The following is a 25,604-nucleotide window of genomic DNA, read 5'->3' on the forward strand; positions in this document are numbered from 1 at the left end:
CCGTCCTTCTTCCGAGATGCCGCCCATGCACCCGACCGAACCCGTTCAACGCAGCAGCGCGCTGCCGCCATCCGGCGACCCGCCCGTGGGGCGGGGCAGCGTGCCGCCTGCCGCGCCTGCTCCCGACGAGCCGCGCAAGCGCCGCGGCGTACGCATCGCCTTGACCGCCGGCGGCCGCGTCGGCCTGTCGATGGCCGGCCTGATGCTGTTCATCGCCGTGTTCGCGCCGCTGCTCGCGCCGCACGACGTCGGCGCGATCGTCACGCCGGACGTGTTCGCGCCGTTCAGCGCGAAGCTGCCGTTCGGTTCCGACTTCCTCGGCCGCGACATGCTGAGCCGGATTCTGTACGGCACGCGGCTGACCGTGCTGCTCGCGCTCGCCGCGGTGCTGCTCGCCGCGGTGACCGGCACGACGCTGGGGCTGCTCGCGACCGTGTCCGGCCGCGCGGTGGACGAGACGATGAGCCGGCTGCTCGACGCGCTCACGTCGATTCCGTCGAAGATGTTCGCGCTGATGTTCGTCGCCGCGTTCGGCTCGTCGCTGCCGCTGCTGGTGCTCACCGCCGCGGTCAGCTACATGCCGGGCTCGTACCGGATCGCACGTGCGCTGGCGGTCAACATCAGCACGCTCGAATTCGTGCAGGTGGCGAAGGCGCGCGGGGAAAGCGCGCTGTACATCGCATGCGTCGAGATGCTGCCCAACATGATCCATCCGATGCTGGCCGACACCGGGCTGCGCTTCACGTTCGTCGTGCTGCTGCTGAGCGGCCTGAGCTTTCTCGGGCTCGGCGTGCAGCCGCCGTATGCGGATCTCGGCTCGCTCGTGCGCGAGAACATCGCGAGCCTCGGCGACGGCTCGGCCGTCGCGATCATGCCCGCGGTCGCGATCGCGATCCTGACGGTGGGCGTCAACCTGTTGATCGACGGTTTGCCGCATCGCGGCCGCCGCAAGGGCGCGGCTGCCGCCGCGGGAGAACACTGATGCGGGATGAATCGACTCCGGAATCGACGCCGCTCGTCGAGGTGCGCGGGCTGCGCGTGGTCGGCGGCCGGCCGGGCGGCGCGGAAACGACGATCGTCCACGACGTCGACTTCGACATCGGGCGCGGCGAGGTGCTCGCGCTGATCGGCGAATCGGGCTCCGGCAAGACGACGATCGCGCTGTCGCTGATGGGCCATGCGCGCGCGGGCTGCCGGATCGCCGGCGGCTCGGTGAAGCTCGGCGGCACGGACGTGTGCACGCTGAGCGCGCAGGCATTGACCGCGCTGCGCGGCCGCAAGGTCGCGTATATCGCGCAGAGCGCCGCCGCCGCGTTCAATCCGTCGCGCACGATTCTCGACCAGGTGATCGAGAGCGCGCTGATCCACAAGACGATGACCAGGCGCGATGCGCAGGCGAAGGCGGTCGAGCTGTTCCGCGCGCTCGCGCTGCCCGAGCCGGAGACGATCGGCAGGCGCTATCCGCATCAGGTGTCGGGCGGGCAGTTGCAGCGGTTGATGGCCGCGATGGCGCTGATCACCGATCCGGAACTGGTGATCCTCGACGAGCCGACCACCGCGCTCGACGTGACCACGCAGATCGACGTGCTGCAGGCGTTCAAGAGCGTGATCCGGCGCTGCGGGATGAGCGCGGTGTACGTGTCGCACGATCTGGCCGTGGTCGCGCAGATGGCCGATCGCATCGTCGTGCTGAGCGACGGCGTGATCCGCGAGACGGGCGCGACCGAACAGATCCTGCATGCGCCCGCGCATCCGTACACGCAGAGCCTGATCGCGGCGGTCACGCCGAACGATGCCGAACGCGACGCGAAAGCGGCGAGCGCCGCGCCGGCGCCGCTGCTCGACGTGCGCGGCGCGATCGCCGGCTACGGTGGCCGGACCGCGAAGGGCTGGCCCGCGAAGGTGATCCTGCACGAAGTCGACCTGCGCATCGGGCGCGGGCAGACGGTCGGCGTGATCGGCGAATCGGGCTCCGGCAAGACCACGCTCGCGAAGGTGATCGCGGGCCTCGTGCCGGCGACGGCCGGACAGATCCTGCTCGACGGCGAGCCGCTCGCGCTCGATATCGGCAAACGCTCGAAGGAGCAGCACCGCCGCGTGCAGATCGTGTTCCAGAACGCCGATACCGCGCTCAACCCCGTGCATACCGTCGAGCGCACGCTGGCGCGGCCGCTCGCGTTCTATCACGGGATCCGCGGTGCGCGGGCCCGGCAGCGCGTCGCGGAGCTGCTCGAACTCGTGCGGCTGCCGCAGGCGGTAGCCGGGCGACGCACCGGAGAATTGTCCGGCGGGCAGAAGCAGCGCGTGAACCTCGCGCGCGCGCTCGCGGCCGAGCCCGACCTGATCCTGTGCGACGAAGTCACGTCGGCGCTCGATACCGTGGTGGGCGCGGCGATCATGGACCTGCTGCGCGACCTGCAGGCGAAGCTCGGCGTGTCGTACGTGTTCATCACGCACGACATCGCGAAGGTGCGCGCGATCAGCGACGACATCGTCGTGCTGTACGCGGGCCGTCGCGTCGAAACCGGCAGCCGCGACGCGCTGTGCGCGCCGCCTTATCACCCGTATTCGCATCTGCTGGTGTCGTCCGCGCCGGAGCTGCGCGCGGGCTGGCTCGACGATGCGGCCGAGCGCTGCCACCGGCCGCTGGTGCCGATCGGCGAGCGCGAGCACGAGGCCGAGCTGTGTCCGTTCCTGTCGCGCTGCGCGATGCGCGTGGACGGCGTGTGCAACCGCACGGCCCCGTCGCTGCGCACGCTCGAGAACGGCGCGCAGGTGCTGTGCCATCGCAGCGAGGAAGATCTCGTGCGCTTCCAGGCGGAGCCGGTGCCGGCGGGCGGCGCGACGGTGCAGCCGGTACGGCTGTGATGCGCGCCATCGTTCGTGCATCGCGCCTGCCCGCGCCGGCGATCGACGTTGCGCATAGTGTGCTGCGGCAGGCGCGCAAAACGGCAAATGACGCGTGTGGCGCGCGCGAATACGCGGCAACTGCGCTTTTTGATAGTGATTAAATGATTCTCATTGGACGGTCGCCGATCGTCGTCGCCGGAATGCTCGAGAAAATTCGATGAAACTGGAATCGTACTGGCTGGATACCCGTCCCGCGTTTCGCGCCAGCAGCGAAGGGCCGGTCGAAGGGCGTGCGGACGTAGTCGTGATCGGCGGCGGTTTCACCGGCTTGTCGGCGGCACTTGCGCTCGCGCAGCGCGGCGTGTCGGTGGTCGTGCTCGAAGCCGCGCAAGTCGCCGGCGAAGCGTCCGGCCGCAACGGCGGCCAGTGCAATACCGGTGTCGCGCAGGATTATGCGTCGCTGGCCGCGCGCATCGGCGTCGAGCAGGCGAAAGCGTTCTATCGCGCTTATGCAAGCGCGGTGAAGAGCGTCGAGACGATCGTCACCGAACAGGCGATCGACTGCGATTTCCGGCGCGCGGGCAAGCTCAAGCTCGCCGCGAAGCCGCAGCATTTCGCGGGGCTCGAAAAAACCTTCGACGCGTTGCGGCGCGACGTCGATCCGGACATCGAACTGATCGAGCCGTCAAGCATCCGCGATGAAATCGCGTCCGACGGCTTTTATGGCGGACTCCTGCAGCGCAACGGCGCGCAGATGCACATGGGCAAGTTCGGCGTCGGCCTCGCGCAAGCAGCCGTGCGGGCCGGCGCACGCGTGTACGAGCACGCGGCCGTCACGCAGCTCGACCGGCTGGACGGCGAGCGTCACCGGATCACCAGCGCCCGCGGCACGATCGTCGCCGACCGCGTGCTGGTCGCGACCGGCGCATCGCAGCACGGGCCGTTCGCGTGGTTCCGGCGGCGCATCGCGCCGGTCGGCAGCTTCATCGTCGTGACCGAGCCGCTGCCGGATGCGCAGTTGAACCGGCTGTTTCCGCATCGCCGCGCATACGTGACGTCGCGCCAGATCGGCAACTACTTCCGCGTGACGCCCGATAACCGGCTGCTGTTCGGCGGCCGCGCGCGCTTCGCGATGTCGAGCCCGCGCTCCGATGCGAAAAGCGGCGACATCCTGCGTGCGGGCATGGCCGGCTATTTCCCGGAACTGGCGAACGTGCGGCTCGACTACTGCTGGGGCGGGCTGGTCGACATCACCGCCGACCGGCTGCCGCGCGCGGGCCAGCATGACGGGCTTTATTACTCGATGGGCTACAGCGGCCACGGCGTGCAGATGTCGGTGCACATGGGCCGCGTGATGGCCGACGTGCTGTATGGGGCGGCCGCGTCCAACCCGTGGCGCGAACTCGACTGGCCGGCGATACCGGGCCATTTCGGGCACGCGTGGTTCCTGCCGGTCGTCGGCGCGTATTACCGGATGCAGGATTTCCTGCACTGAAGCGAGCGCCCGGGAGAATTCGATATGACAGTGCAATTCATTGGCTCGATTGGCTCCGTCGGCTCGCCGCGTGTGGCGCAGCCCGTGTCGCCCGCGATCGGCGACGTGCTGCGCACGATCGATGCATCGTTCGCGCAGCCGCTGAACCTGGACACGCTCGCGGCGGTGGCCGGGCTGAGCGTGTCGCGTTTCACCGCGCGTTTTCGCAGCGAAACCGGGCTGTCGCCGCACCGGTATCTGTGTCTCGTGCGGATACGGCGGGCGCAGGACTTGCTGCGCGCCGGTCTCGCGCCGTCGGTCGTCGCGACCGACGTCGGCTTCTTCGACCAGAGCCATCTGTGCCGGCATTTCCGGCGCGTACTCGGGATCACGCCGCGCGATTACGTGGTCGCCCGAACGGGCGGCGCGCCGGTGCGACCGCCATCGGCGCGCCTGCGCAGCGAACGCCGCGACGCGTCGTGTCACGCGGCGTAGGCGCACGCATGGACGACATGCCCCGCTGAGGATGTCCGGCACAAGCGCCGGCGAACGACGATTTCCGATATCGCGTGACCGCTTTCGAACGAATCCGTCACGCACTGCACAGGAGCAGAAATGACCGCAGTTTTCGTGTTGCACCGGGCTGACGGCGCACCGTCTTCCACCGCATTCCGCAAGCAGGCGTTCGGCGCGAGCGATCCGTTCGCGTCGCATCGCGAGATTGCGTGGGAAGGCCCCGACGCGATGGCCGCGGGGCGGATCGTTTTCGTCGGCGAACTGGACGTGGCGAGCTTTCCGCACATCGAAACCCTGGCCGTCATCCAGGGCGAGCTGACGCTCGAAGCGGCCGGGGCCGCGCCGCTGGTGGTCGGCCCGGGGCAAGGCGCCGTCATCGGCGGCGGCACCGCACTGCGCATCGCCGCGCAATCGCCGGTACTCCTGACGTTCTGCGCGGCAGCGTGCGCGCAACCGACGAAACGCGGCGTCTTCGCGCTGCGCGCCGACGCCGACTTCAAGCCGTCCGCCACGCTGCCCGCCGAGGCGCTGCTCGGTCCCGCGCCGCAATGCCGCAGCGACAACGTGTTCACCGACGACGGCGCCGGGTACTGCGCGGGCACGTGGGATTCGACGCCGTATCACCGGATCGTCCGGCCGCATCGCGCGAACGAGTTCATGTTCCTGCTGGACGGCGGCGTAAGGTTCGCGGCGCCCGACGGCAGCGTGCAGTCGCTCGGTACCGGCGACGCGCTGTTCGTGCCGCGCGGCGCGTCGATCGGGTGGGAAAGCAGCGAACGCGTGGCGAAGTTCTACGTGATGCAGAACGTCAAACCTTCCACCGAACGAGACTGAGCATGTCCCCTCCGCTGCGCCATATCGAAACCTTGTCCACGCCGCCGGCCGCGGCCGACGTCGTCGTGATCGGCGGCGGCATCATCGGCGTCTTCACCGCTTATTACCTGGCCCGCCGCGGCATCTCGGTCGCGCTCGTCGAGAAGGGGCGCATCGGCGCCGAACAGTCGAGCCGCAACTGGGGCTGGTGCCGCCAGCAGAACCGCGATGCGCGCGAGTTGCCGATGGCGAGCAAGAGCATCGATCTGTGGGAACGCTTCGCGGCCGAATCCGGCGAAGACACCGGCTTTCATCGCTGCGGGCTGCTGTATCTCAGCAATGACGAAGCCGAATTGTCCCGCTGGGCGAGCTGGGGCGAATTCGCGAAGACGGCGGGCGTGACCACCTACATGCTCGACAGCAAGCAGGCCGCCGAGCGCGGACGGGCAACCGGGCGGCAGTGGAAGGGCGGCGTGTTCTCGCCGACCGACGGCACGGCCGATCCGGGCAAGGCCGCGCCGGCCGTGGCTGCCGCGCTGATGAAGCTGGGCGGCAGCGTCCACCAGCACTGCGCGGCGCGCGGCATCGAACTCGAAGGCGGACGCGTCGCGGGTGTCGTCACCGAAGCCGGCGTCATCAAGACGCGCACGGTCGTGATGGCCGGCGGCGCCTGGGCGTCGTCGTTCTGTCGCCAGCTCGGCATCCGCTTTCCGCAGGCGTCGATCCGCCAGTCGATCCTGAGCGTGGCGCCCGTCGACACGCCGCTGCCCGATGCGATGTACACGTCCGGCGTGTCCATCACGCGCCGCAGCGATGGACGCTATGCACTCGCGATCAGCGGCCGCGCGCGCGTGGACCTGACGCCGCAGTTCCTGCGCTTCGCGCCGCAATTCGTGCCGATGTTCGCGAAGCGCTGGCGCAACCTGCTGCCGGGCGGCCTCGAAGGCGTGCGCGGCGGCCATGAAACGCTGAAGCGCTGGCGCCTCGACGCGCCGACGCCGATGGAGGCCGTGCGCATTCTCGATCCGAAGCCCGACATGCCGACCGTCACCGAAACGTACCGCCGCGCGGCCGAACTGTTGCCCGAACTGCGCGACGCGAAGATCACGCACGCGTGGGCCGGGTTCGTCGACAGCACGCCGGACGGCGTGCCGGGCATCGGCGAAGTGCCGGGCGTGCCGGGGCTGATCCTCGCGGCGGGCTTCTCGGGGCATGGCTTCGGGATCGGGCCGGGCGCCGGGCACCTGATCGCCGATCTGGCGTCCGGTGCGCAACCGTTCGTGGACCCGGCGCCGTACCGGCCCGGCCGGTTCAGCGAGTCCGCCTGGGGCAAGGTCGCCGATTTCTGATGCAACGCCGTCACATGGATGAGAGGCCGCCTGTATCCGACGCGCGTCGAGCCCGGCCGCCCGCGAGCGGCAGGATCGGGGCAGCGAACGTTCGCCGGCCCGGCAGTGCGATGCGACAGCTTGGGAGTGCCTGATGCGTTTCAGTTCGTACTGGCTCGATACGTCGGAGCCATTCGTGAGCCACTCGCCGGAGTTGCCCGACGGCAGTTGCGACGTGGTGGTGGTGGGCGGCGGGATCACCGGTTCGGCCGCCGCGCTGGCGCTGGCCAAGAAGGGCGCGCGCGTGATCGTCTGCGAGGCGGGCACCGTCGGGCAGGCGGCATCGGGCCGCAACGGCGGCATGTGCAACAACGGCTTCGCGCAGGATTACGCGTCGCTGTCGCAGCGCCTCGGCACGGAACTGGCCAACCGGCTCTATCTCGCGTTCGACGCGGGCGTCGACACGGTCGAGCGGCTCGTCAACGAAGAGTCGATCGATTGCAATTTCGCCCGCACCGGCAAGCTGAAGCTCGCGGCGAAACCCGAGCACTACGACAAGCTCGCGCGCAGCCACGCATTGCTCGCGGCGAGCGTGGACCCCGATACGCGCCTCGTGACGAAGGCCGAGCTGCGCGACGAGATCGGCTCGGATCGTTATCACGGCGGGCTGCTGTTCGGCAAGAGTGCGGGGATGCATGTCGGCCGTTATGTGCGCGGCCTGGCGCGAGCGGCCCAGGCGCGCGGCGCGCACATCGTCGAGCAGGCGCCGGTGCTGGGCCTGAAGCGGCAAGCAGGCGGCGCGTACGCCGTGCAAACACCGCTCGGCGAGATCCGTGCGCGTCAGGTGCTGCTCGCAAGCGGCATTTCGCACGTCGGGCCGTTCGGCTGGATTCGCCGCAGGGTCGTGCCCGTGGGCGCCTTCATCATCGTCACCGAGCCGTTGCCGTGCGAGTGGCTCGACCGCTTGCTGCCGACGCGCCGGATGGCCACCGACACGAAGAACTTCGTCAACTTCTTCCGAACGACGCCCGACGGCCGTCTGCTGTTCGGCGGCCGCGCGCGGTTCGCCACGTCGAACCCGCGTTCGGACGAAAAGAGCGGCGCGATCCTGCGGCGTCAACTGGCCGCCGTGTTTCCCGAGCTGGCCAGCGTGCGCATCGACTATTGCTGGGGCGGGATGGTCGACATGACGGCCAACCGGCTGCCGCGCGCGGGCGAGCGCGACGGCGTTTACTACTCGATGGGCTATAGCGGCCACGGCACGCACATGGCCACGCTGATGGGCACGTTGATGGCGGAAATCATGGACGGGCGCGCGGAGCTCAACCCGTGGCAAGGCTTCGACTGGCCGGCCATTCCCGGGCATTTCGGCAAACCGTGGTTCCTGCCGTTCGTCGGCGCCTGGTATCGACTCAAGGACACGTTGAAATGAATTCACCTGTTGTTCACCTGATGCAAGCCGGCCGGCTCGATCGCTTCTTCATCGACGGCGACTGGGTGTTGCCCGACGGCGGCGACCGATTCGCCGTCGTCAGCCCGTCCACTGAAGACACGCTGGGCGAAATCCCGCTCGGCAGCGCACGCGACGCCGACCGCGCGGTGCAGGCCGCGCGCCGCGCGTTCGAACGCTGGTCCGCAACTTCACCGCGGGAACGCGCCGCGTTGCTCGACCGCGTGCATGCGTTGATGCTCGAGCGTGCCGAACTGTTCGCCACGGCGCTCGCGCTGGAAATGGGCGCGCCGATCAGCTACGCACGCGCCGCACACGTCCCTCTCGCCGCCGAACATATCCGCGTCGCACGCGACAACCTGGCGAACTATGCGTTCGTCAGGCAACGCGGCACGACCGCGGTCGTGCGCGAGCCGATCGGCGTCTGCGCGCTGATCACGCCGTGGAACTGGCCGATCTACCAGATCACCGCGAAGGTCGGGCCGGCGCTCGCGGCCGGCTGCACGGTCGTGCTGAAGCCGAGCGAGCTGTCGCCGCTCAGCGCGCTGCTGTTCGCGGAAGTGATCGCCGATGCAGAGGTGCCTGCCGGCGTATTCAACCTCGTGAGCGGCAGCGGCGACACGGTCGGCGCCGCGCTGTCGTCGCACCCGGAGGTCGACATGGTGTCGATCACCGGATCGACGCGCGCCGGCGTGCTGGTCGCGCAGGCGGCGGCGCCGACCGTCAAGCGCGTCGCGCAGGAGCTCGGCGGCAAGTCGCCGAATATCGTGTTGCCGGATGCGGACCTGTCGCGCGCGATCGCGCCGGGCGTGGCCGCCGCGTTCCGCAACATGGGGCAGTCGTGCAGCGCGCCGACCCGCATGATCGTGCCGCGCGCCGTGCTCGGCGCGGTCGAGGAACTGGCTGCTGCGGCGGCGCGCACGCTGGTCGTTGGCGATCCGTTCGCCGAGGCCACGACGCACGGGCCGCTCGCCAACCGCGCGCAGTTCGGGCGGGTCGCGCAGATGATCGACGCGGGCATCGACGAACGCGCGAAGCTGATCGCCGGCGGCCCCGGCCGGCCTGCGGGGCTCGATCGAGGCTTTTATGCGCGGCCGACGATTTTCTCCGACGTGCGTACCGACATGACGATCGCGCAGCAGGAGATCTTCGGCCCGGTGCTGGCGATCCTGCCGTACGACACCGTCGACGAAGCGGTCGCGATCGCGAACGACACGGTCTACGGGCTCGGCGCGCACGTGCAAGGCACCGACAAGGCGCAGGCCCGCGCGGTGGCTGCCCGCATCCGCGCGGGGCAGGTGCATCTGAACTACCCGGCATGGGATCCCCAGGCGCCGTTCGGCGGCTACAAGCAGTCGGGCAACGGCCGCGAGTACGGGATCGAAGGGATGGAGGAGTATATGGAGATCAAGTCGATCGTCGGCTTTTACGACTGACCCGGCCGCCGCGCGCGGTTCGCGCCGGCGGTACAGTTGGAAGCCCGCTACTTTCCGAAGGTGCCGAAATTGGAACTGGATAACCCCGTCATTCCCGACCCGTTGCTGCAAGCGCATCACGCGCACTGGGCGAAGCTGCGCCGCGACCTGCATGCGCATCCCGAGTTGCGATTCGAGGAACACCGGACGGCCGACGTCGTCGCGAGCGAGCTCGAAGCGCTCGGCTATGCGGTGTCGCGCGGGCTGGGCGGCACGGGCGTCGTCGCGAGCCTGCCGGGCGCCGATCCGGCGCGCGGGATCGTGCTGCGCGCCGACCTGGACGCGTTGCCGATCCACGAAGCCAACGATTTTGCGCATGCATCGTGCACGCACGGGATCATGCACGCGTGCGGCCATGACGGCCATACCGTGATGTTGCTCGGCGCCGCACGCGTGCTGAGGGAACTGCCGCAGTTGCCCGGCAGCGTCCATTTCGTGTTTCAGCCGGGCGAAGAGGGCGGCGCGGGCGCACGCAGGATGATCGACGACGGGCTGTTCGACCAGTTCCCGACGGAGGCGGTATTCGGCATGCACAACTGGCCCGGGCTGCCGGCCGGCCATTTCGGGTTGCGCACCGGGCCGATCATGGCGGCCGGCTCGCGCTTCAGGATCACGGTGACGGGCAAGGGCGCGCACGCGGCCCAGCCGCACCTGGGCATCGATCCGGTGCCGCTCGCCTGCTCGATGGTGCTGCAATGTCAGACCATCGCCGCGCGGCACAAGGATCCGGTGGATCCCGCGGTCATCTCCGTCTGCATGTTCCATGCGGGCACGACGGACAATGTGATTCCGGACACCGCCGAGCTGCGCGGCACGATCCGCACGCTGTCGTCGGCCTTGCAGCAGAAGCTGCAGCACGACGTGCGGCTCGCGTGCGAGGCGCTGGCGAGTGCCTATGGCGCGCAGGTCGACGTGGAGTTTTTCCAGTACTACCCGGCGACGGTCAACACGCCGGCCGAGACGGCGCTGTGCGAGGCGGTGATTCGCGACACGTTCGGCGACGCGCGCGTCGACCGCGACGTGCCGCCGAACATGACGTCCGAGGACTTCGGCTTCATGCTGGAGGAACGGCCGGGCGCTTACGTGCTGATCGGCAATGCGCAGGACGGCGCGAGCGCACCGGCGCTGCATCACCCGAAATACGATTTCAACGACGAGATCATTCCGGCTGGCGTCCGCTATTGGGTCGCGTTGGCGCGGCATTACTTCACGCGATCGCGATGATGCGCGCAGCCGGCATTGAAGTCGGGCCGCGGTGCGCGACGACACTTTTATAAAGACTGCTTGATGAAACAGGACAACGATATGAAGGATACCGACACGATGCCGGCGCTTCGCTACCGGCGCTTCACCGCCGCGGACGTCCCCGCGGCCCATGCGCTGACCGTCGCGCTTCGCTGGCCGTTCAGGGCGGAAGACTGGCAGTTTTCCGCTGACACGTCGACCGCGTTCGCGGCCGAGGAAAACGGCGTGGTGATCGGCACGGCGATGTGCTGGAAGTACGGTGCCGATCGCGCGGCAATCGGGCATGTGATCGTGTCCGACGCGCATCAGGGCCGAGGCATCGGCCGCAAGCTGATGGAGCTGCTCATCGACGAACTGGGGCCGCGCGTCACGTTCCTGCATGCGACGCCGGCCGGCCGGCCGCTGTACGAGAAGCTGGGTTTCAACGTGTGCGGCTCGCTCGGCCAGTATCAGGGGAACGTGGTGCGGCCGGCCGACGTGGTCCTGCCCGAAGGCGTGCAACTGCGTGCCGGATCGCCGGCCGACTGGCCGCGCCTCGTCGAGCTGGACGCGCGCGCGTCCGGCCTCCAGCGCGATGCGTTGATGGCCGCGCTGTTCCAGCGCGGTGAAAGCGTCGTGCTCGAACGCGATGGCGAGGTGGTCGGGTTTTCGGTGCTGCGGCGCTTCGGGCGCGGCGACGTGATCGGCCCGGTGGCTGCGCCGCGCGCAAGCGACGATGCGTATGCGAAGGCGCTCGTCAGCCATTGGCTGACGCAACGGGAAGGTGAGTTCGTCCGCATCGACGTGCCGGACGGGACCCGTCTGCCGGACTGGCTGGCCGAACAGGGTTTGGCGCGGGTCGATACGTGTTCGAAGATGGTGCGCAACGCGCCGGCGTCGGCGCACGAAGGGCCGGCCGATCCGATCTGCGGACAGTACGCGCTCGTCAGCCAGGCGATGTTGTAGTCCGCGGCGACGCCCGCGGGATCGCCTCGCGCACCCGGCCCGGCGTTGCCGGGCCCAGGCGGCGATCGCTTTACTTCACCGGGGTGAGAACCGGCGCGCCCTTGTTCTTGAGCAGCATCACGACGAATTTCGCCGGCTTCGTGCTGCTGGCGTTTCGTCCGACCGTGTGCACGTCGTCCGGTCCTTCATGGTACGTGTCGCCGGCATGGAGCGTGACCGTTTTCCCGCCGTTCAGGCCCATCACGATGCTGCCGTCGAGCACGTAGACGAAGGCGTGAGCATCGTGGCGATGCACGGGATCGACGGCCCCGGGCGGATAGTCCACGACGATCATTTCCACTTCCTTGCCCGGATACTCGGGCAACGGTTCCGTGGTCAGTTGCGTCACCGTGGCGTGCGGGGCGGCGGCGGCCGGCTGAACGGGGGCCAGGAGCGACAGCGCGAGCGGTGCCAGCGCGAGCATGAGGCGTTTCATGTCGTTACTCCAGGTTGGCCTTGTCGAGCCCGAACATCTTGTCGAACGAGCCGGGCACGACGCGGAAGGCGACGTTCAGCCGGTTCCAGCAGTTGATGGCGCCCACGAGGAAGGTGAGATCCGACAGTTCCTTCTCGGAATAGTGGCCCCGCACGCGTTCGTAGAGCTCGTCGGGCACACCGTGCGACGGGATCTGCGTCAGCGCTTCGGTCCAGGCGAGCGCGGCGCGCTCGCGCGGCGAGAACAGCGTCGACTCGCGCCAGATCGCGACGTGATGCAGGCGCAGTTCGCGCTCGCCGTGGATCTTTGCCATCTTGGTGTGCATGTCGACGCAGAACGCGCAGCCGTTGAGCTGCGATGCGCGAATCTCGACGAGCTCGCGGATCGGCGTCTCGATCGTCGTCTTCTGAAACAGTCCGTCGAGTTCGACGAGCTTCTTGGTCAGCTCCGGCGATTGCTGGAAGTAGTTGATACGTTGCGTCATGATCGGTTCTCCTGAAATGTGGAATCGCGACTGCCGGCCCTGCATGTGGCGCCCCACGCACGGCCTGCCTGACAACATCGTAATCGCGGGCCCCGCGGGCCAGTAGTGCCCGGCAGGTGCGCATTCTGTTGCCGCTTCGGCACCAATCCATGTCGGGGGCGCGGTCGATCTCAACCGCGGCGGAAAGGCGCACGGTTCACTACAGCGCGATGACCGTGTCGCCGCACGGCGCGCCCGCGGGTTCGGCGAGCATCGCCCTGAGATCGCGTTCGATCGTGCCGCACAGCGTCGAAATGGGCACGTCGTTCGCGCCGCCCTCGAACGGGTTCTCGGTGCTCTCGCCGACCTGGTCGAGCGAGGTGTACATCCACGACACCGCGACACTGCACGGCACCACCAGCCAGACCATGTAGCCGTGCATGAAGCCGCTCACGCCGTCGTTCAGCCGGTTGAACTCGTTCAGCAGACCGAACGGCAAAGACAGGCAGAAGAATCGGACGAACAGCGAGCTGACGGTCGCGTATTGGCGCGGATACGGGAAATTCTTGAAACGCTCCGCGCGCGACTGGAGGTCGGTGAAATCCCCGATCGTCTTGTGCAGGTCCATGTAGAAGCTCGTCTCGAGGCGGCCGGCCGTGTGCAGCGTCGCGAGCGTGCGGCGTTGCAGGCTCAGCACGAACGTCGCGATGGAGGCGGACGCGCACGCCTGGGCCGCTTCGGACGGCGACAGGTACGCCGGGAGCAGTTCCCGGATGTCCTGTTCCCACTCCGGCACGCGATAGTACCGGCGGTACTCCGCGTTGTAGCGCTTGTTCGTGCTTTCCCAGACGCGCGGGCGGCGCAAGTCGTAGCGCAGCGCGGTGAGCCACGCAAGGTGGCGATAGACGAGGGTACGCGCGATCTCTTCGTCGCCGACGAAGTCCTGCACGACTTGCCCCCAGCGACGGCTTTTGCTCAGGATGCCGATCCAGATGTCCAGCGCGTCCGCGGCGCGGTTGTACGTCTGGACATTCTTGAAGCCGACGATGAACGACGTCGCGGTGCCGAGCAGCGCCACGATCGTCAGCGGGATCGACAACCATCTGACCGAAAAGAACGTGTACAGGACGACCGGGACGGCCCCGAAAACGAGGAGCTCGTAAACTTTCCAGCGCGTCCAGATCAGGAATTCCGCCAGCTTGTAGGATTTTCCGAGATGCATGTCTTTGGCCTCATCGAGGACTCAGCGGGGCGCGAGACGCGCAGCGGCGCGGCCACGCACGAGGCGACGGCGGCGAAGGCCGCCGCCGCACGACGCGCGTCGGGTCAGTCGACGACGGTCACGACATTCACGGCGCCTTGCCTGGCCATCTTGGCGTACGGGCACAGGCGCTCCGCGGCGCGCACCCGCTCTTCGGCGACGCTGCGCTCGACGCCGCGCATCCGGACGCGAACCTCGAAGATCAACGCATGACCGCCGTCCATCGGATCACGGCCGAACGCAACCCGCACCTCCACCGCGGTCTCGGCCGGCGCCGTGCCGGCGCGTTGTTCGAGCAGGTTCAGCGCGCCATGAAAGCACGCGGCGTAGCCGGCGGCGAGCAGCTGTTCGGGATTGGTGCCGCCGCCCGGGCCGCCGAGTTCGGCGGGCAGGCGCAGCTCGAGGGCAAGGCTGCCGTCGTCGGAGCGGACGACGCCCGACGCGCGGCCGTGTCCCGTCTCGCCGCCGGTCACGGTGACGCTCGTCGTATAGAGCGGCTGAAACGCGTGGCCCCGATACCGGTCGAGGAGGGAAAGCGGAGGGGCCTGGAGCTTCTGGTCGTCCATGATGCGTGCTCGAGTTCAGCGCCGCTTCGATTCCCGGTCAGTCGTGTGTCGAAGCGTGTGGCGAACGGGGCGGCGCGGCCCCGGGCAGATAGCGTCGCCAGGCACGCGTGGCGCGAACGATCGCACGAGCGCTGCGGCGATCTTCCGGTGCGGTGCGATCCCTGGCGGGTCTCCGGGAAAAGACGCCTCCATGCTAGAGGAGCACGATCGGCGGCGGTATGGCCGTCCCGGGCGATTCAATGTTTCCCTTCGGGCACCAATCGGGATCGCGACGCGACGCCCGGCCGTTGCGCGCCGCGCGTCAGCGGTCCAGGCAGGTGCGCAGCGTTCGCGCGTGACGTTGCGCTTCGTCCGCGTCGACGATGTTCGCGAACCCGATGACGAGGCCGCGCGGCGTTTGCCGCGTGTGGCTGTTCGTATACCAGATCGACAGCGGCAGGACCGCCAGGCCGGCGTCGCGCGCGCGGGCGGCGACGGCGACGTCGTCGACCGGTCCGTCGGGCCCGTCGGTGAACTGCACCGCGAACTGGATGCCACCCGCCGGCAATTCGACGATCAGCCGCTCGCCGAACGCCTGCCGCAGCGCGTGCACGATCAGCATGCGGCGCTCGCCGTACAGCGCGCGCATCCGCTTCAGGTGCCGCGCGAAGTGCCCCTGCTCGATGAAGTCGGCGAGGGCCGCCTGCAGGAGGGGCGGCGAACCGGCATTCATGCTGCATGCCACGCGCTCGACGCGCTCCACCGCGCGCTCGGGCACGACCGCGTAGGCGAGCCGCAGGCCGGGATACATCGCCTTGCTGAAGGTGCTGCAATAGATCACGTGATCGCGTCGGTCAAGGCTCTTCAGCGCCGGCAGCGGACGGCCGAGATAACGAAACTCGCTGTCGTAGTCGTCCTCGACGATCCACCCCGACGTCCTGGCGGCCCAGTCCAGCAGCGCGATGCGGCGGGACAGCGACAGCGTATGCCCGAGCGGGCTCTGATGCGACGGCGTCACCAGCGCGAAGCGGGCCTGCGGGTCCAGTTGCATGCCGCGCGCGACGTCGATCCCTTCGTCGTCCACCGGCACGGGGACGAGCTGCACGCCGGTCTCGGACAGGAAGCCGCGGGCGAGCAGGTAGCCGGGATCCTCGAACCACACGCGGTCGTTCGCCCGTGCGAGGCTGCGCAGCATGAGTTCCAGCGTGGCGCGGTAGCCGCCGGTGACGAAGACCTGGTCCGGCACGCAGGTCACGCCGCGCGACAGCGTCAGATAGGTGGCGATGTGTTCGCGCAGCGGCCGGTAGCCGGCCGGATTCGGATAGCCGAGCAGCGCGCGTTCGCCGCTGCGTGCGCGCAGCGACACGAGCCGGTGCCAGACCTTGCGCGGAAACGCGTCGAGCGCCGGGAGCCCGGGCTGCAACGGGCTCGGCTCGCCGCTCAGCGCGACGGCGATCGGCTGCGGGCGCCGCGGCGGCTGGAGGTCGGCGGGCGGGATCGACGGGGCTGACTGGGCCAAAGGGGTCGAAGGGGCCGGCGTCGACGCCCGCGGCGGGGCCGCCGGTTCGCCGGGCCGGTTCGGCGGGGTACCGGTGCGCGGCGGCGACGCCCGGGTCAGCGAGATCGGCAAGGACGGCGAGACGAACGTGCCTGCCGCGCCGCGCATCTGCAGATAGCCCTCGTCGACGAGGATCGTGTAGGCCTGTTCGACGGTGCCGCGCGCCGTGTTCAGTTGCGTCGCCAGGCCGCGCAGCGCGGGTACGCGGTCGCCGGGGCGCAGGTGGCCGGCGGCGATCGCGGCCCGGAACCGCTCGCAAATCTGCAGATAGAGCGGCAACTGGTGCTGCCGGTCGATTTCGATGGTCAGCGGAAGAGTGGGCTCGGACATCGCGGCTTCTCGGGTAACGCACGCAGGGACAGGATCGGATCCAGCTTGGACTAGTCCGATCGCCGATTCTTGGCACTGATGGATAGGACATGATTCTTCCACAATTGCGTCACGCGATGCGACGGTCTTGACCGCCTCCTCCGGATCCGGCACCCGTCACGCCCGGTCGCATTCCCGTCAAATCCAATCGTCAGGAGATTGTGCGATGAAAATCGTTGTCATCGGTGGTTCGGGCCTGATCGGCTCGCGTGTCGTCACGTTGCTCGCCGAAGCAGGTCATCAGGCGCTGGCCGCCTCGCCGAGCACCGGCGTCAATACCGTCACGGGAGAGGGGCTGGCCGATGCATTGACGGACGCGGATGTCGTGGTGGACGTGACGAACGCGCCGTCGTGGGAGCCGCAGGCGGTACTGGATTTCTTCCGCACGTCGGCACGCAATCTCGGCAAGGCCGAAGTGGCCGCGGGCGTGCGCCATCACGTCGCGCTGTCGATCGTCGGCTGCGACCGGATGCCGGAGAACGGCTATTTCCTGGCCAAGGTCGCGCAGGAGCAGGCGATCGAAGCGGCGGGCGTGCCGTACACGATCGTGCGCGCGACGCAATTCATGGAATTCATCGGCGGCATCGCGGACTTCAGCACGCAAGACGGCACGGTCCGCATCGGCGACGGCCTGTTCCAGCCGATCGCCGCGGAAGACGTGTCGGCGCTCGTCGCGCAGATCGCGCTTGGCGGCCCGCAGAACGGCACGGTCGAGATCGCGGGCCCGGATCGCGCGCCGTTCGCGGAGATCGTCGCGCGCTACCTGAAATCGGTCGGCGATCCGCGCGCGGTGGTGACCGATCGCGAGGCCCGCTACTACGGCGGGCGCGTCGAGGAAACCTCGCTGGTGCCGCTCGGGAATGCGCGACTCGGCCGCATCGGCCTCGACGCGTGGTTGGCGCGACGCTGATTCGCGTTCGCACGTGTGACGGTTCGCAGGCGCCCGCGGATCGCGGGCAATCGGGATGATTGGCATGGGGGCAGCGGAAAATGAATCATTCGGAACCATCGGAGTACGGCGTGCGGCGCGACCTGGCCGGTCGCGCCAATGCCTTGTCGGCGAGCTTTGGTGCGAGCTATGCGGGCATCCTGGCATTCGTTGCCGTGGCGAGCGAGGGCAGCTTCACCAAGGCCGCCGAACGGCTCGGCGTCGGGCGGCCGGCCGTGAGCCGGAACGTCCAGAAGCTCGAGGCGCAACTGAGCACGCGGCTGTTCCAGCGGACCACGCGCACGACCGAACTGACGTGCGAGGGCCGGCGCTTCTACGAGAACTGCCATCAGGGCGTGGCGCAGATCGTGGAAGCCATGAACGACATGCTCGAGTTGCGGCAGGGGCCGCCGCGCGGCCTCATTCGCATCAGTTCGGCCGTGGGCTTCGGCCGGAAGATCGTGGCGCCGCTGCTGGCCAAATTCGCGGACGCGTACCCGGACATCGATATCGACCTGCTGCTCGACGACCGGCCGATCGACCTGGTGTCCGAGCGGATCGACGTGTCGTTCCGCAACGGGCGCATCGAGGATTCCAGCATCATCGCCCGCCAATTGATTCCGATGCAGATGGCGCTCTGCGCGGCGCCGTCGTACGTGGCGACGCACGGGCTTCCGCAGAGCCTGGACGACCTCGACCGGCACGCGTGCATTAATTTCAGGTTCGCGAGCGGACGCCTGTTCGAATGGGAGTTCAATGTCGACGGCCGCCCGCGGAAGTACCTGCCGACCTCGCGCCTCACGTTCAACGACGCGGACCTGGTATTGCGCGCGGTGCTGAACGGCGCGGGCATCGCACAGTTGGCGGGCTACCAGATCCGCGACCATCTCGCATCGAAGGCGCTCGTCGTCGCGCTGGCGAAGCATGTGCCGGAAGATCGCGGCCATTACATCTGCTATCTGAGCCGACAACACCTGCCGACGCGCATCCGCATCTTCGTCGATTTCATGACCGAGCAGATTCGCGCGCTCGACCTGAACTGCATGACGCAGTTCAATCGGGACCTCACGGTTGCTTCGTCGACGGGATTGGCTGCTTGAAGAATTAAGGGCTTGGGGAAAGCGGGCGGCCCGCCGGCTTCCATGGAAATCGTCCACCGGCCACGATTTTTTCATCGGTCGAAGCAACGACGAACCACGCAGTGCAAGTCGAGTGCGCAAAGCCGCCCGCCGAATGATCGATAACGGTGTCTTAATGAATGGGCGGTTTATTCAATGTCGTGCAATTAAAGCCTGGACAAAACCGGCTGAAATTAAAAACGAATCAGGCGTTTGATCGAAATTAAAAAACTATCAATACGGGACGTTTATTTTTCAGGTTTTAGCGGATAAGGTTCGGTTCGGTGAAAGTGATTTGTCAGAAAACGCGGCGATTCATCATCGCGTGCCGCGGATTCATCGGGTTGCCGCTTTTGCCGATCAGTGTGCGCGACGACGTGTCGACAGGAGCCCCTGCCGGGGATCCTGCGGCGGGCCCGACACGCGCATATCCGTTCCGACATCGATGTCATGAGGGCCCATGAACAAGATCATCCGCAGATACGTTGCTTCCGTGATGCCACGCTCGTTGACCGGCCTGGCACTGCTGGTCGCGGCGGCCGGTGCTCACGCGCACGGCCGTTTGACCGAACCGCCTTCGCGTATCGTGCTGTGCACGCAAGGGCAGAATCCGAACTGCCACGTCGACGCCTGGCACGCGAACGCGATGGAGAACGGCAAGTTCTTCCCCGCGACGCAAAGCGGCCTGTCCGATCCGTTCGCGTCGGCCGACGCGAAGAATGCCGCACCGCCGCCGGATGGCGAAATCGCCGGCGCCAGCACGAATGGCCCGCTGCCCGTGCTGAACGAGCAGTCGCCGAGCCGCTGGCAGAAGATCCCGCTGCGGCCGGGCGCGTTGCAGAATTTCAAATGGGAATTCAGCGCCGTGCACAAGACGCGTCGCTGGAACTACTTCATTACGCGCGCCGACTGGAACCCGTCGGAAAAGCTGACGCGCGCGCAGTTCGAGCCCACGCCGTTCTGCACGATCCAGAATCCCGGCCAGCCGTACTGGGATCCGAACGCGAACCTGGTGCCGCAGCAGCCGACCATTCACCAATGCCGGTTGCCGGTGCGTAGCGGTTACCACGTCATCCTGGCGGTCTGGGAAGTCGCGGATACGGCGATGGCGTTCTATCAGGTCGTCGACGCGACGTTCACCAACGGCGATACGACCCGCAGCCCGTTCTGATACCGCTGCAACCTGACGCGCCCGGCGATGCCCGGGCGTCATGAATGGAAGAGCGCCGCTCAGGAGCGCCGATGCGCTCGCCGACCGACCGGGCAGTCTCCAGCCCGGCTTGCCGAAGCAGCCCCATCATTGCCTCTCCGCCCACCCGCGCGACGCCGTCGTACGGCCGGATCGCATCGCCTGAATTTCGTCGCCTTGAACAATCGGTCGGATGGCTGCGAGCTATCCGTTTGAATTGTCGAATCGCGACAATTGCAATAGGGCGATGCGATCGCGTGAATATTTCGGGTTTCGATATTGATGGAAATAATCGATTCCAGGGTTGATGCCTGATGATTATGTAGTATAACAAATCGAAGTGCCGGCGCTGAATTGAAGGATCACTACATCGGCCGTCGAATTGTTTCTCGTCGTTGAGATAAAGACGGAATCAATATCGGAATTTGTCTTCAAGTGGCAATTTGTCAGGTTGATTTCTTTTGAATTCGACCTGGGCGGAGCGTTGTCAATCGAAAGGGGAAATCATGAGCCAGACCGGAATCGAGGGCATGAAAATGAAGCGCAACCAGCACACCGGAATCATGCGGCGATCGACCTTGAAGGGCGTGCTGGCGCTTTTGCTGGCAGGGTCGTTTTTAGGCGCCGGCACCGGCGCTGCCGCGGCGGGGGCATCGGGTACCGGCACGGCGCCGGCATTCGTCTATAGCCCGTACAAGGACGCGACGATTTCGATGAACTGGAACACCAACGTCATCTCGACGAACGTCACGGGGCAGCTGAGCCCGGTGCTGTCGGTGCTGCCTACCGGTGTCCGTACGATGACGCTCGCGTTCGCGACCGGTGAATGCGGCAGCGAGAACTGGGCGGGCGTCGACGGCGGCGCAATGGCGGCTGCCAATGTGCCGCTGTTCACCGCGGCCAATGTGAATTACGTGATTTCCACCGGCGGCGCGGCCGGCATGTTCACGTGCGGGACGGATGCGGGCATGGCGGCCTTCATCGATCGTTATGCATCGAGCAACCTGATCGGCATCGATTTCGATATCGAGGGCGGGCAGACGCAACAGGTGATCAACGATCTCGTCCAGCGCGTGGCCGTCGCCCAGCAGAAATATCCCGGCCTGCGCTTCAGCTTCACGTTGGCGACGCTGGCGCCTTCCCAGCAGGGCGCGACCACGGCCAGCTCGTGGGGCGCCAGCGCCCCCGACAGCTTCAACATATACGGCGACTGGGTCATGCAGGCGATCCAGGCGGCCGGCCTGAAGAACTACACCATCGACCTGATGACGATGGACTACGGGTCGGCTAGCGCGGGGAACTGCGTGGTCGCGAACGGCACCTGCCAGATGGGACAGTCGGCGATCCAGGCCGCGATGAACCTGCACGATCACTGGGGCGTCCCGTACAACCAGATCGAGCTGACGCCGATGATCGGCGGCAACGATGTGGTCGGCGAAACCTTTACGCCGGCGGACGCGGACACCGTGGCGCAGTTCGTGAAACAGAATGGTCTCGCGGGTGTCCACTTCTGGTCGTTCGACCGTGACGTCGATTGTCCGCCCGGCGCCGCATCGTCGACGTGCAATTCGATCGGCGGTGTCGGTACGCTTGGTTATACGAACCGGTTTGCCAACGGCCTGGCGCCCGGTAAATGAATGAAGCCGGGCAGGGAGGAGACCATGCGGGCCGCTCGTATGATTGCGACGACGTTTCGCATGGTCTCCGATTTCCTCGACCGGCAACCGGAGGCATCGCCGTTGTCGAGGGCCGTGCCGGCGGCACTCGACGGATGCGCTCGCCAGGGCGGAGCGTCAGCGTCCACCCTGGGACGATGCGCCACGCTTGTCGAAGAAGTGCCCCATCAGTTCGAGCAGCGGCCGGCGTCGCTTGGTCACGGCGAATGCCCACTCGTGGGTCTGGCGCGGCGCCTCGGCCGTCGAGACGGCATCGAGCAGCCGTTGTGCGCGAGGCAGGTCGTACCACGGCAACCACGGGTACGCATGATGGGCGACGTGAAGGTTGAAATTCAGGATCACCCAGCGTGACCAGAGGGGAACGTTGGCGCAGCTGTGCGACACCACGTCCTGCTCCCAGAGCGGCGGGCGTGCCGCGTCGTCGGCCAGCAGCGGGATCTCGGCGTGATGCGGAAGGTTGAGCAGCTCGACGGCCATCAGCAACACGACCCACAGGATCGTCGAGAACGCGATGAGGCTGCCGAGCACGCCCGCACGATACGCCAGCGCGCCGACCGCCGCGTAACCGGCCAGGTAGATCACACTGAATGCGATCTCGGTATTCGATTTCGCGCGATGCGCAGGCGTGTCGCGGTGCAGGAACGGTGCGATCCAGTGGCTGAGGAAATGATTGAATGCCATCATCGGGATCCAGTGCCGCCAGATGAATTCGAGCGTGCGCGCGCCGCGTTCCGTCATCACGGAAAACTTCTGGATCATCTTGCGATTCTCCGGATCCCGTGTCGGGTGCGCGGTCCACGCGTGATGGCCCAGATGCGATCTGCGCCGCGGCAGGTACGGCAACCCGATGATCCATCCGCAGAGATGGCCGATGGCCTCGTTGCACGCGCGCGAACGCGATGCGGCGTTGTGCAGTGCCTCGTGCAAGATCAGATAGAGGTGAATCAGCGCGAGCGTGGCGAGGACGAGCGCGGCGATGCGTCCGGGCCCGCCGGCGAGCCAGAGCACCCACGCGGCGGCAAGCAATGCGACATCGGCGAACCAGAGCGCGAGCGTCAGGTGTCCGGTGGGTCCGTTCGGCAATGTCGCCTTGACCGAGCGCCATTCGTCTTGGGTCATGTGCTACCTCGATTGAGTGGATTGATGGGGGGCGCGGCGCGTGGCCGGCGTGGATCTCAGGTGGACAGGATGCGTTGGCCGATCTCGCGGTAGGCGGCATCGAGCACGTCGATGTGTGCGTCGAGTCCGTTCTTGCTCGCGAAGCCGTTGTCGCGCCGGGCGAGCAGCAGGCAGTCGTAGCGCGCGCCGCGGCTCCAGTGCCACGCCGGCAAATAGGCCGTGATCCGGAAGCCGGCTTCGAGCATCGCCTTGACCAGCGTCAGCTTGTCGGCGAGCACGATCGCGCCGACATAGGCCGTCGTGCCGCGCCGTTTCAGGAAACGCAGCAGGTCGGCCGTGACGTCGCGCTCGGTCATGAACGGGCCGCCTGCATGCTGGCAGAGATAGATCGCATCGGCCCGCTCGTCGACACGAAACGTGAAGTCGTCCGAGCACTCGTACCCATGCCCCCAGAAACAGGTGTCGGGATACGGTGCCGGCGTTCCGGCGACACCGAGCGGTTCGAAGATCGCGCTGCGCAGAACGTCGGATTCGCGGAAGATCGGCGAGAGCGGCAGGCAATGCCTGAAGCGCGGCGAGCGGAATGTCTCGAGCGCGATGACGTGATGTTCGCGCACGCCATGCGCGCTGTCGGGTGACCCGTCGTGTCCGACCACGACGCCGTCGAGATGACGCAGCAACGCACGCAGCGCGATATCGGTGCGGGCAATTGCGAAGGCCAGATCGTGATCCGCGGCCGGCAGCGTGTCGATCGCGGATTGCATCAGCGCCGACAGGACGCCCAGGTGACGATGGTGCCGGGAAATCATCGCGCGGCCGTATTCCCACGAGCGATTCTGCGCGTTGTAGCTGACGCTCATGCAACCGATCGTGGCGTGCGTTTCCTCTTCGGCGACAAACCACAGTTCCGATTTGTTCGAGACGGCGCGCCTCACGTAGCCCGCATCGAGACACGGGTGCGACGAGTCGCCGTATTCCCGTTCGAACAGCGCGCAGATTCCCGAAGTGTCCGACACCGTTCCGCGGCGTATCCGGAGTGGTCGGTGGCGGGCGCCGTTGGGCTCGACGCGGTTCCCGCCCGCGGTGCTGCCATCAATTGAATTCATCGCCTTGCTTGCCCTGGTGAGGGTGAGTGGTTGCGCGAATCGAGAGGCGACCCGCGCATCGTCGGCGACGACTTTAATTATCCTTACGTTTGATTGTCAAACAAATTCAATCGATTTATTCATTGTTGATTTCATTTGAATGATGAGGGTGATGGTTGTCGAAAACGAGCGTGACGTCATGAGGACAATGGCGGAAATCGGCTTGTGTGGCGGGTCTCGGGAAGGGTGCCTCACGTCGCCTGAAAATGGATTGAAGAGATGAAGGCGGCATCCGCAAATCTTCTTCAGGAATTGAATAATTCATCGGAGTGGTTGAAGTGCTGTAAATAGAAATATCGTGACATCGGTTCCATTTTCTGTTCTGAAAAACAAAGTCGTTTTATTTTTGCTTTTGATGCGTTATAGGTTTCCAATGTAAAAACGCCGATTTCGCCGGCTTCGGTCGCCGCGCGTCGACGGTGCTCGACCATCACGAAGTTGACGGCTTGCCGGCGCCCACCCTGCCCACAAAAATCGACAAATCGGAACAGATGGGCGCAGTGTTCCCGCCTACCATCCGCACGTACCTCGCGCATTCGCGCACCACCGCAGTATCGGCAGAGGCATCGTCCGCGTTCCGCTGCACGTGTTTCCCTCGCACCCTCGCATCCTGACAAGCCGCCCAACAGGCAAAGGATTCGCCATGTCCGCAAGATCGTTCGCTTCATTCGTGCTGGTGCTGCTGCTCGCGGCATGCGGAGGCGACTCCGATTCGTCCGCTCCCGCCAGCGCATTCGCGGCCACCTCCGTGCGGGCATCGCAGGCCGCCACGTGGAAACCGCTCGTGCCGGGCACGAGCTGGCAATGGCAGATCGACGGCAACCGGATCAACGAGACGGTGCTGGACGGCGTGAACAACCCGCGCAAGATGTTCGACGTCGACATGGAGCTGACCGATGCCGGCACGATCCAGCGCCTGAAGGCGAAGGGCATCTATGTCGTCTGCTACATGGAGGTGGGCGGGCGCGAGGACACCCGTGGCGACGCCGGCAAGTTTCCGGACAGCGTGCTCGGCAATCCCGTCGAAGGGTATGAGGATCACGAACGCTGGCTGGACATTCGCCAGACCGCGATCCTGATGCCGCTGATGCTGGCGCGGCTCGACCAGGCGAGGAAAAAGGGCTGCGACGGCATCGAGCCGGACCTCGACGACAGCTATCGCCAGGAAACCGGCTTTCCGCTGACGCGTGACGACCAGCTGCGGTACAACACGGCGCTGATTGCCGCCGCGCACGATCGCGGGATGTCGATGGGCCTCAAGAACGGCTCGGGTATCGCTGCCGCCATGGCGAAAGTGGCCGACTGGGCGCTCAACGAGCAATGCAACAGGTTCCACGAGTGCGGCGACTACGCGAGCTTCATCGCGCTGAACAAGGCCGTGTTCAATGTCGAGTACACGCGCCCGGACGGCATGACGCTCGCGGCGTTCTGCCCGGCGGACAACCAGGCCAATTTCGACGGCATTCTGAAACTGTCGAGTGACACGCTGGCGGCGCTGCCGCGTGCCGCGTGCCGGTTCGAGTGAACGGCGGTGCGCGTCGCTGCGTCCGATCGCACCGGCCGCGATGACGACACGGGCATCGCGACTGCGCACACGGACGGGGGCGCGCGCGCAGGCATCGGTGCGGCATCGACAGCATGCCGGTTCGCGGCCCGTGTCGC

General features: G+C 66.9%; 23 protein-coding genes. 15 read left to right on the forward strand and 8 right to left on the reverse strand.

Annotated elements, in window-relative coordinates; translation table 11 throughout:
- Positions 1–25 precede the first annotated feature (25 nt).
- The 10 genes from LGM56_RS17905 (at position 26) to LGM56_RS17950 (ending at position 12,096) form a co-directional block, all read left to right on the forward strand.
- A complete protein-coding gene (locus LGM56_RS17905) occupies positions 26–982 on the forward strand; it encodes an ABC transporter permease (protein ID WP_089498403.1) in 957 nt (318 codons plus the stop codon).
- Positions 982–2,868 carry an ABC transporter ATP-binding protein gene (locus tag LGM56_RS17910; RefSeq protein WP_226206105.1) on the forward strand — a complete coding sequence of 629 codons (1,887 nt, stop codon included), beginning with the start codon at positions 982–984 and terminating at the stop codon, positions 2,866–2,868. The genes LGM56_RS17905 and LGM56_RS17910 overlap by 1 nt, the downstream gene beginning before the upstream one ends.
- Positions 2,869–3,067: 199 nt before the next feature.
- Entirely contained in the window at positions 3,068–4,345 is a 1,278-nt protein-coding gene (locus tag LGM56_RS17915) for an NAD(P)/FAD-dependent oxidoreductase (protein ID WP_226206106.1), read from the forward strand.
- Positions 4,346–4,369: 24 nt separating this feature from the next.
- Complete coding sequence (locus tag LGM56_RS17920) at positions 4,370–4,819, forward strand: helix-turn-helix domain-containing protein (RefSeq protein WP_226206107.1); 450 nt, start codon at positions 4,370–4,372, stop codon at positions 4,817–4,819.
- Positions 4,820–4,939: 120 nt separating this feature from the next.
- Positions 4,940–5,674: a cupin domain-containing protein gene (locus tag LGM56_RS17925; protein WP_089498407.1), complete on the forward strand. Its 735-nt coding sequence runs from the start codon at positions 4,940–4,942 to the stop codon at positions 5,672–5,674.
- A 2-nt stretch (positions 5,675–5,676) separates the two neighbouring features.
- On the forward strand, positions 5,677–7,002 hold the full coding sequence (locus tag LGM56_RS17930) for an NAD(P)/FAD-dependent oxidoreductase (protein WP_226206108.1): 1,326 nt from the start codon (positions 5,677–5,679) through the stop codon (positions 7,000–7,002).
- A 133-nt stretch (positions 7,003–7,135) separates the two neighbouring features.
- Positions 7,136–8,413 carry an NAD(P)/FAD-dependent oxidoreductase gene (locus LGM56_RS17935; RefSeq protein WP_226206110.1) on the forward strand — a complete coding sequence of 426 codons (1,278 nt, stop codon included), beginning with the start codon at positions 7,136–7,138 and terminating at the stop codon, positions 8,411–8,413.
- Positions 8,410–9,867, forward strand: coding sequence for an aldehyde dehydrogenase family protein (locus tag LGM56_RS17940; protein ID WP_226206112.1), 1,458 nt, complete (start codon positions 8,410–8,412; stop codon positions 9,865–9,867). The genes LGM56_RS17935 and LGM56_RS17940 overlap by 4 nt, the downstream gene beginning before the upstream one ends.
- Before the next feature lie 75 nt (positions 9,868–9,942).
- Positions 9,943–11,130: a M20 aminoacylase family protein gene (locus LGM56_RS17945; RefSeq protein ID WP_226206396.1), complete on the forward strand. Its 1,188-nt coding sequence runs from the start codon at positions 9,943–9,945 to the stop codon at positions 11,128–11,130.
- Positions 11,131–11,211: 81 nt separating this feature from the next.
- Complete coding sequence (locus tag LGM56_RS17950; protein WP_226206114.1) at positions 11,212–12,096, forward strand: GNAT family N-acetyltransferase; 885 nt, start codon at positions 11,212–11,214, stop codon at positions 12,094–12,096.
- A 70-nt stretch (positions 12,097–12,166) separates the two neighbouring features.
- Here the strand turns inward: LGM56_RS17950 and LGM56_RS17955 are convergent, their stop codons facing one another.
- From LGM56_RS17955 to LGM56_RS17975, 5 genes are all read right to left on the reverse strand, one after another.
- Positions 12,167–12,571: a cupin domain-containing protein gene (locus LGM56_RS17955; RefSeq protein WP_089429382.1), complete on the reverse strand. Its 405-nt coding sequence runs from the start codon at positions 12,569–12,571 to the stop codon at positions 12,167–12,169.
- A 4-nt stretch (positions 12,572–12,575) separates the two neighbouring features.
- Positions 12,576–13,055, reverse strand: coding sequence for a carboxymuconolactone decarboxylase family protein (locus tag LGM56_RS17960; RefSeq protein WP_046546535.1), 480 nt, complete (start codon positions 13,053–13,055; stop codon positions 12,576–12,578).
- Positions 13,056–13,254: 199 nt separating this feature from the next.
- Complete coding sequence (locus tag LGM56_RS17965; protein WP_226206116.1) at positions 13,255–14,256, reverse strand: bestrophin family protein; 1,002 nt, start codon at positions 14,254–14,256, stop codon at positions 13,255–13,257.
- Between the two features lie 104 nt (positions 14,257–14,360).
- Complete coding sequence (locus tag LGM56_RS17970) at positions 14,361–14,861, reverse strand: Ohr family peroxiredoxin (protein ID WP_226206118.1); 501 nt, start codon at positions 14,859–14,861, stop codon at positions 14,361–14,363.
- Between the two features lie 301 nt (positions 14,862–15,162).
- Complete coding sequence (locus LGM56_RS17975; RefSeq protein ID WP_226206120.1) at positions 15,163–16,728, reverse strand: PLP-dependent aminotransferase family protein; 1,566 nt, start codon at positions 16,726–16,728, stop codon at positions 15,163–15,165.
- Between the two features lie 205 nt (positions 16,729–16,933).
- Here LGM56_RS17975 and LGM56_RS17980 point away from each other — a divergent pair, with 205 nt between their 5' ends.
- The 4 genes from LGM56_RS17980 to LGM56_RS17995 all read left to right on the forward strand — a co-directional run bounded on the left by LGM56_RS17980 (position 16,934) and on the right by LGM56_RS17995 (position 21,639).
- On the forward strand, positions 16,934–17,677 hold the full coding sequence (locus LGM56_RS17980; protein ID WP_089498415.1) for an SDR family oxidoreductase: 744 nt from the start codon (positions 16,934–16,936) through the stop codon (positions 17,675–17,677).
- A gap of 80 nt (positions 17,678–17,757) precedes the next feature.
- On the forward strand, positions 17,758–18,795 hold the full coding sequence (locus LGM56_RS17985) for a LysR family transcriptional regulator (RefSeq protein WP_089498416.1): 1,038 nt from the start codon (positions 17,758–17,760) through the stop codon (positions 18,793–18,795).
- 478 nt (positions 18,796–19,273) lie between these two features.
- Entirely contained in the window at positions 19,274–19,984 is a 711-nt protein-coding gene (locus tag LGM56_RS17990; protein WP_413226784.1) for a lytic polysaccharide monooxygenase, read from the forward strand.
- 524 nt (positions 19,985–20,508) lie between these two features.
- Positions 20,509–21,639 carry a chitinase gene (locus LGM56_RS17995; protein WP_319000771.1) on the forward strand — a complete coding sequence of 377 codons (1,131 nt, stop codon included), beginning with the start codon at positions 20,509–20,511 and terminating at the stop codon, positions 21,637–21,639.
- A gap of 156 nt (positions 21,640–21,795) precedes the next feature.
- Here the strand turns inward: LGM56_RS17995 and LGM56_RS18000 are convergent, their stop codons facing one another.
- From LGM56_RS18000 to LGM56_RS18010, 3 genes are all read right to left on the reverse strand, one after another.
- A complete protein-coding gene (locus LGM56_RS18000; RefSeq protein WP_226206122.1) occupies positions 21,796–22,797 on the reverse strand; it encodes a fatty acid desaturase family protein in 1,002 nt (333 codons plus the stop codon).
- Positions 22,798–22,853: 56 nt separating this feature from the next.
- Entirely contained in the window at positions 22,854–23,657 is an 804-nt protein-coding gene (locus LGM56_RS18005; RefSeq protein ID WP_226206124.1) for a hypothetical protein, read from the reverse strand.
- Positions 23,658–24,187: 530 nt separating this feature from the next.
- A complete protein-coding gene (locus tag LGM56_RS18010) occupies positions 24,188–24,478 on the reverse strand; it encodes a hypothetical protein (protein ID WP_226206126.1) in 291 nt (96 codons plus the stop codon).
- 107 nt (positions 24,479–24,585) lie between these two features.
- On the opposite strand from LGM56_RS18010, the gene LGM56_RS18015 reads away from it, so the two are divergent.
- Entirely contained in the window at positions 24,586–25,467 is an 882-nt protein-coding gene (locus tag LGM56_RS18015; protein ID WP_226206128.1) for an endo alpha-1,4 polygalactosaminidase, read from the forward strand.
- Positions 25,468–25,604: the final 137 nt, after the last annotated feature.

It is taken from the genome of Burkholderia sp. AU38729 (assembly GCF_020419725.1).
Lineage (GTDB): Bacteria > Pseudomonadota > Gammaproteobacteria > Burkholderiales > Burkholderiaceae > Burkholderia.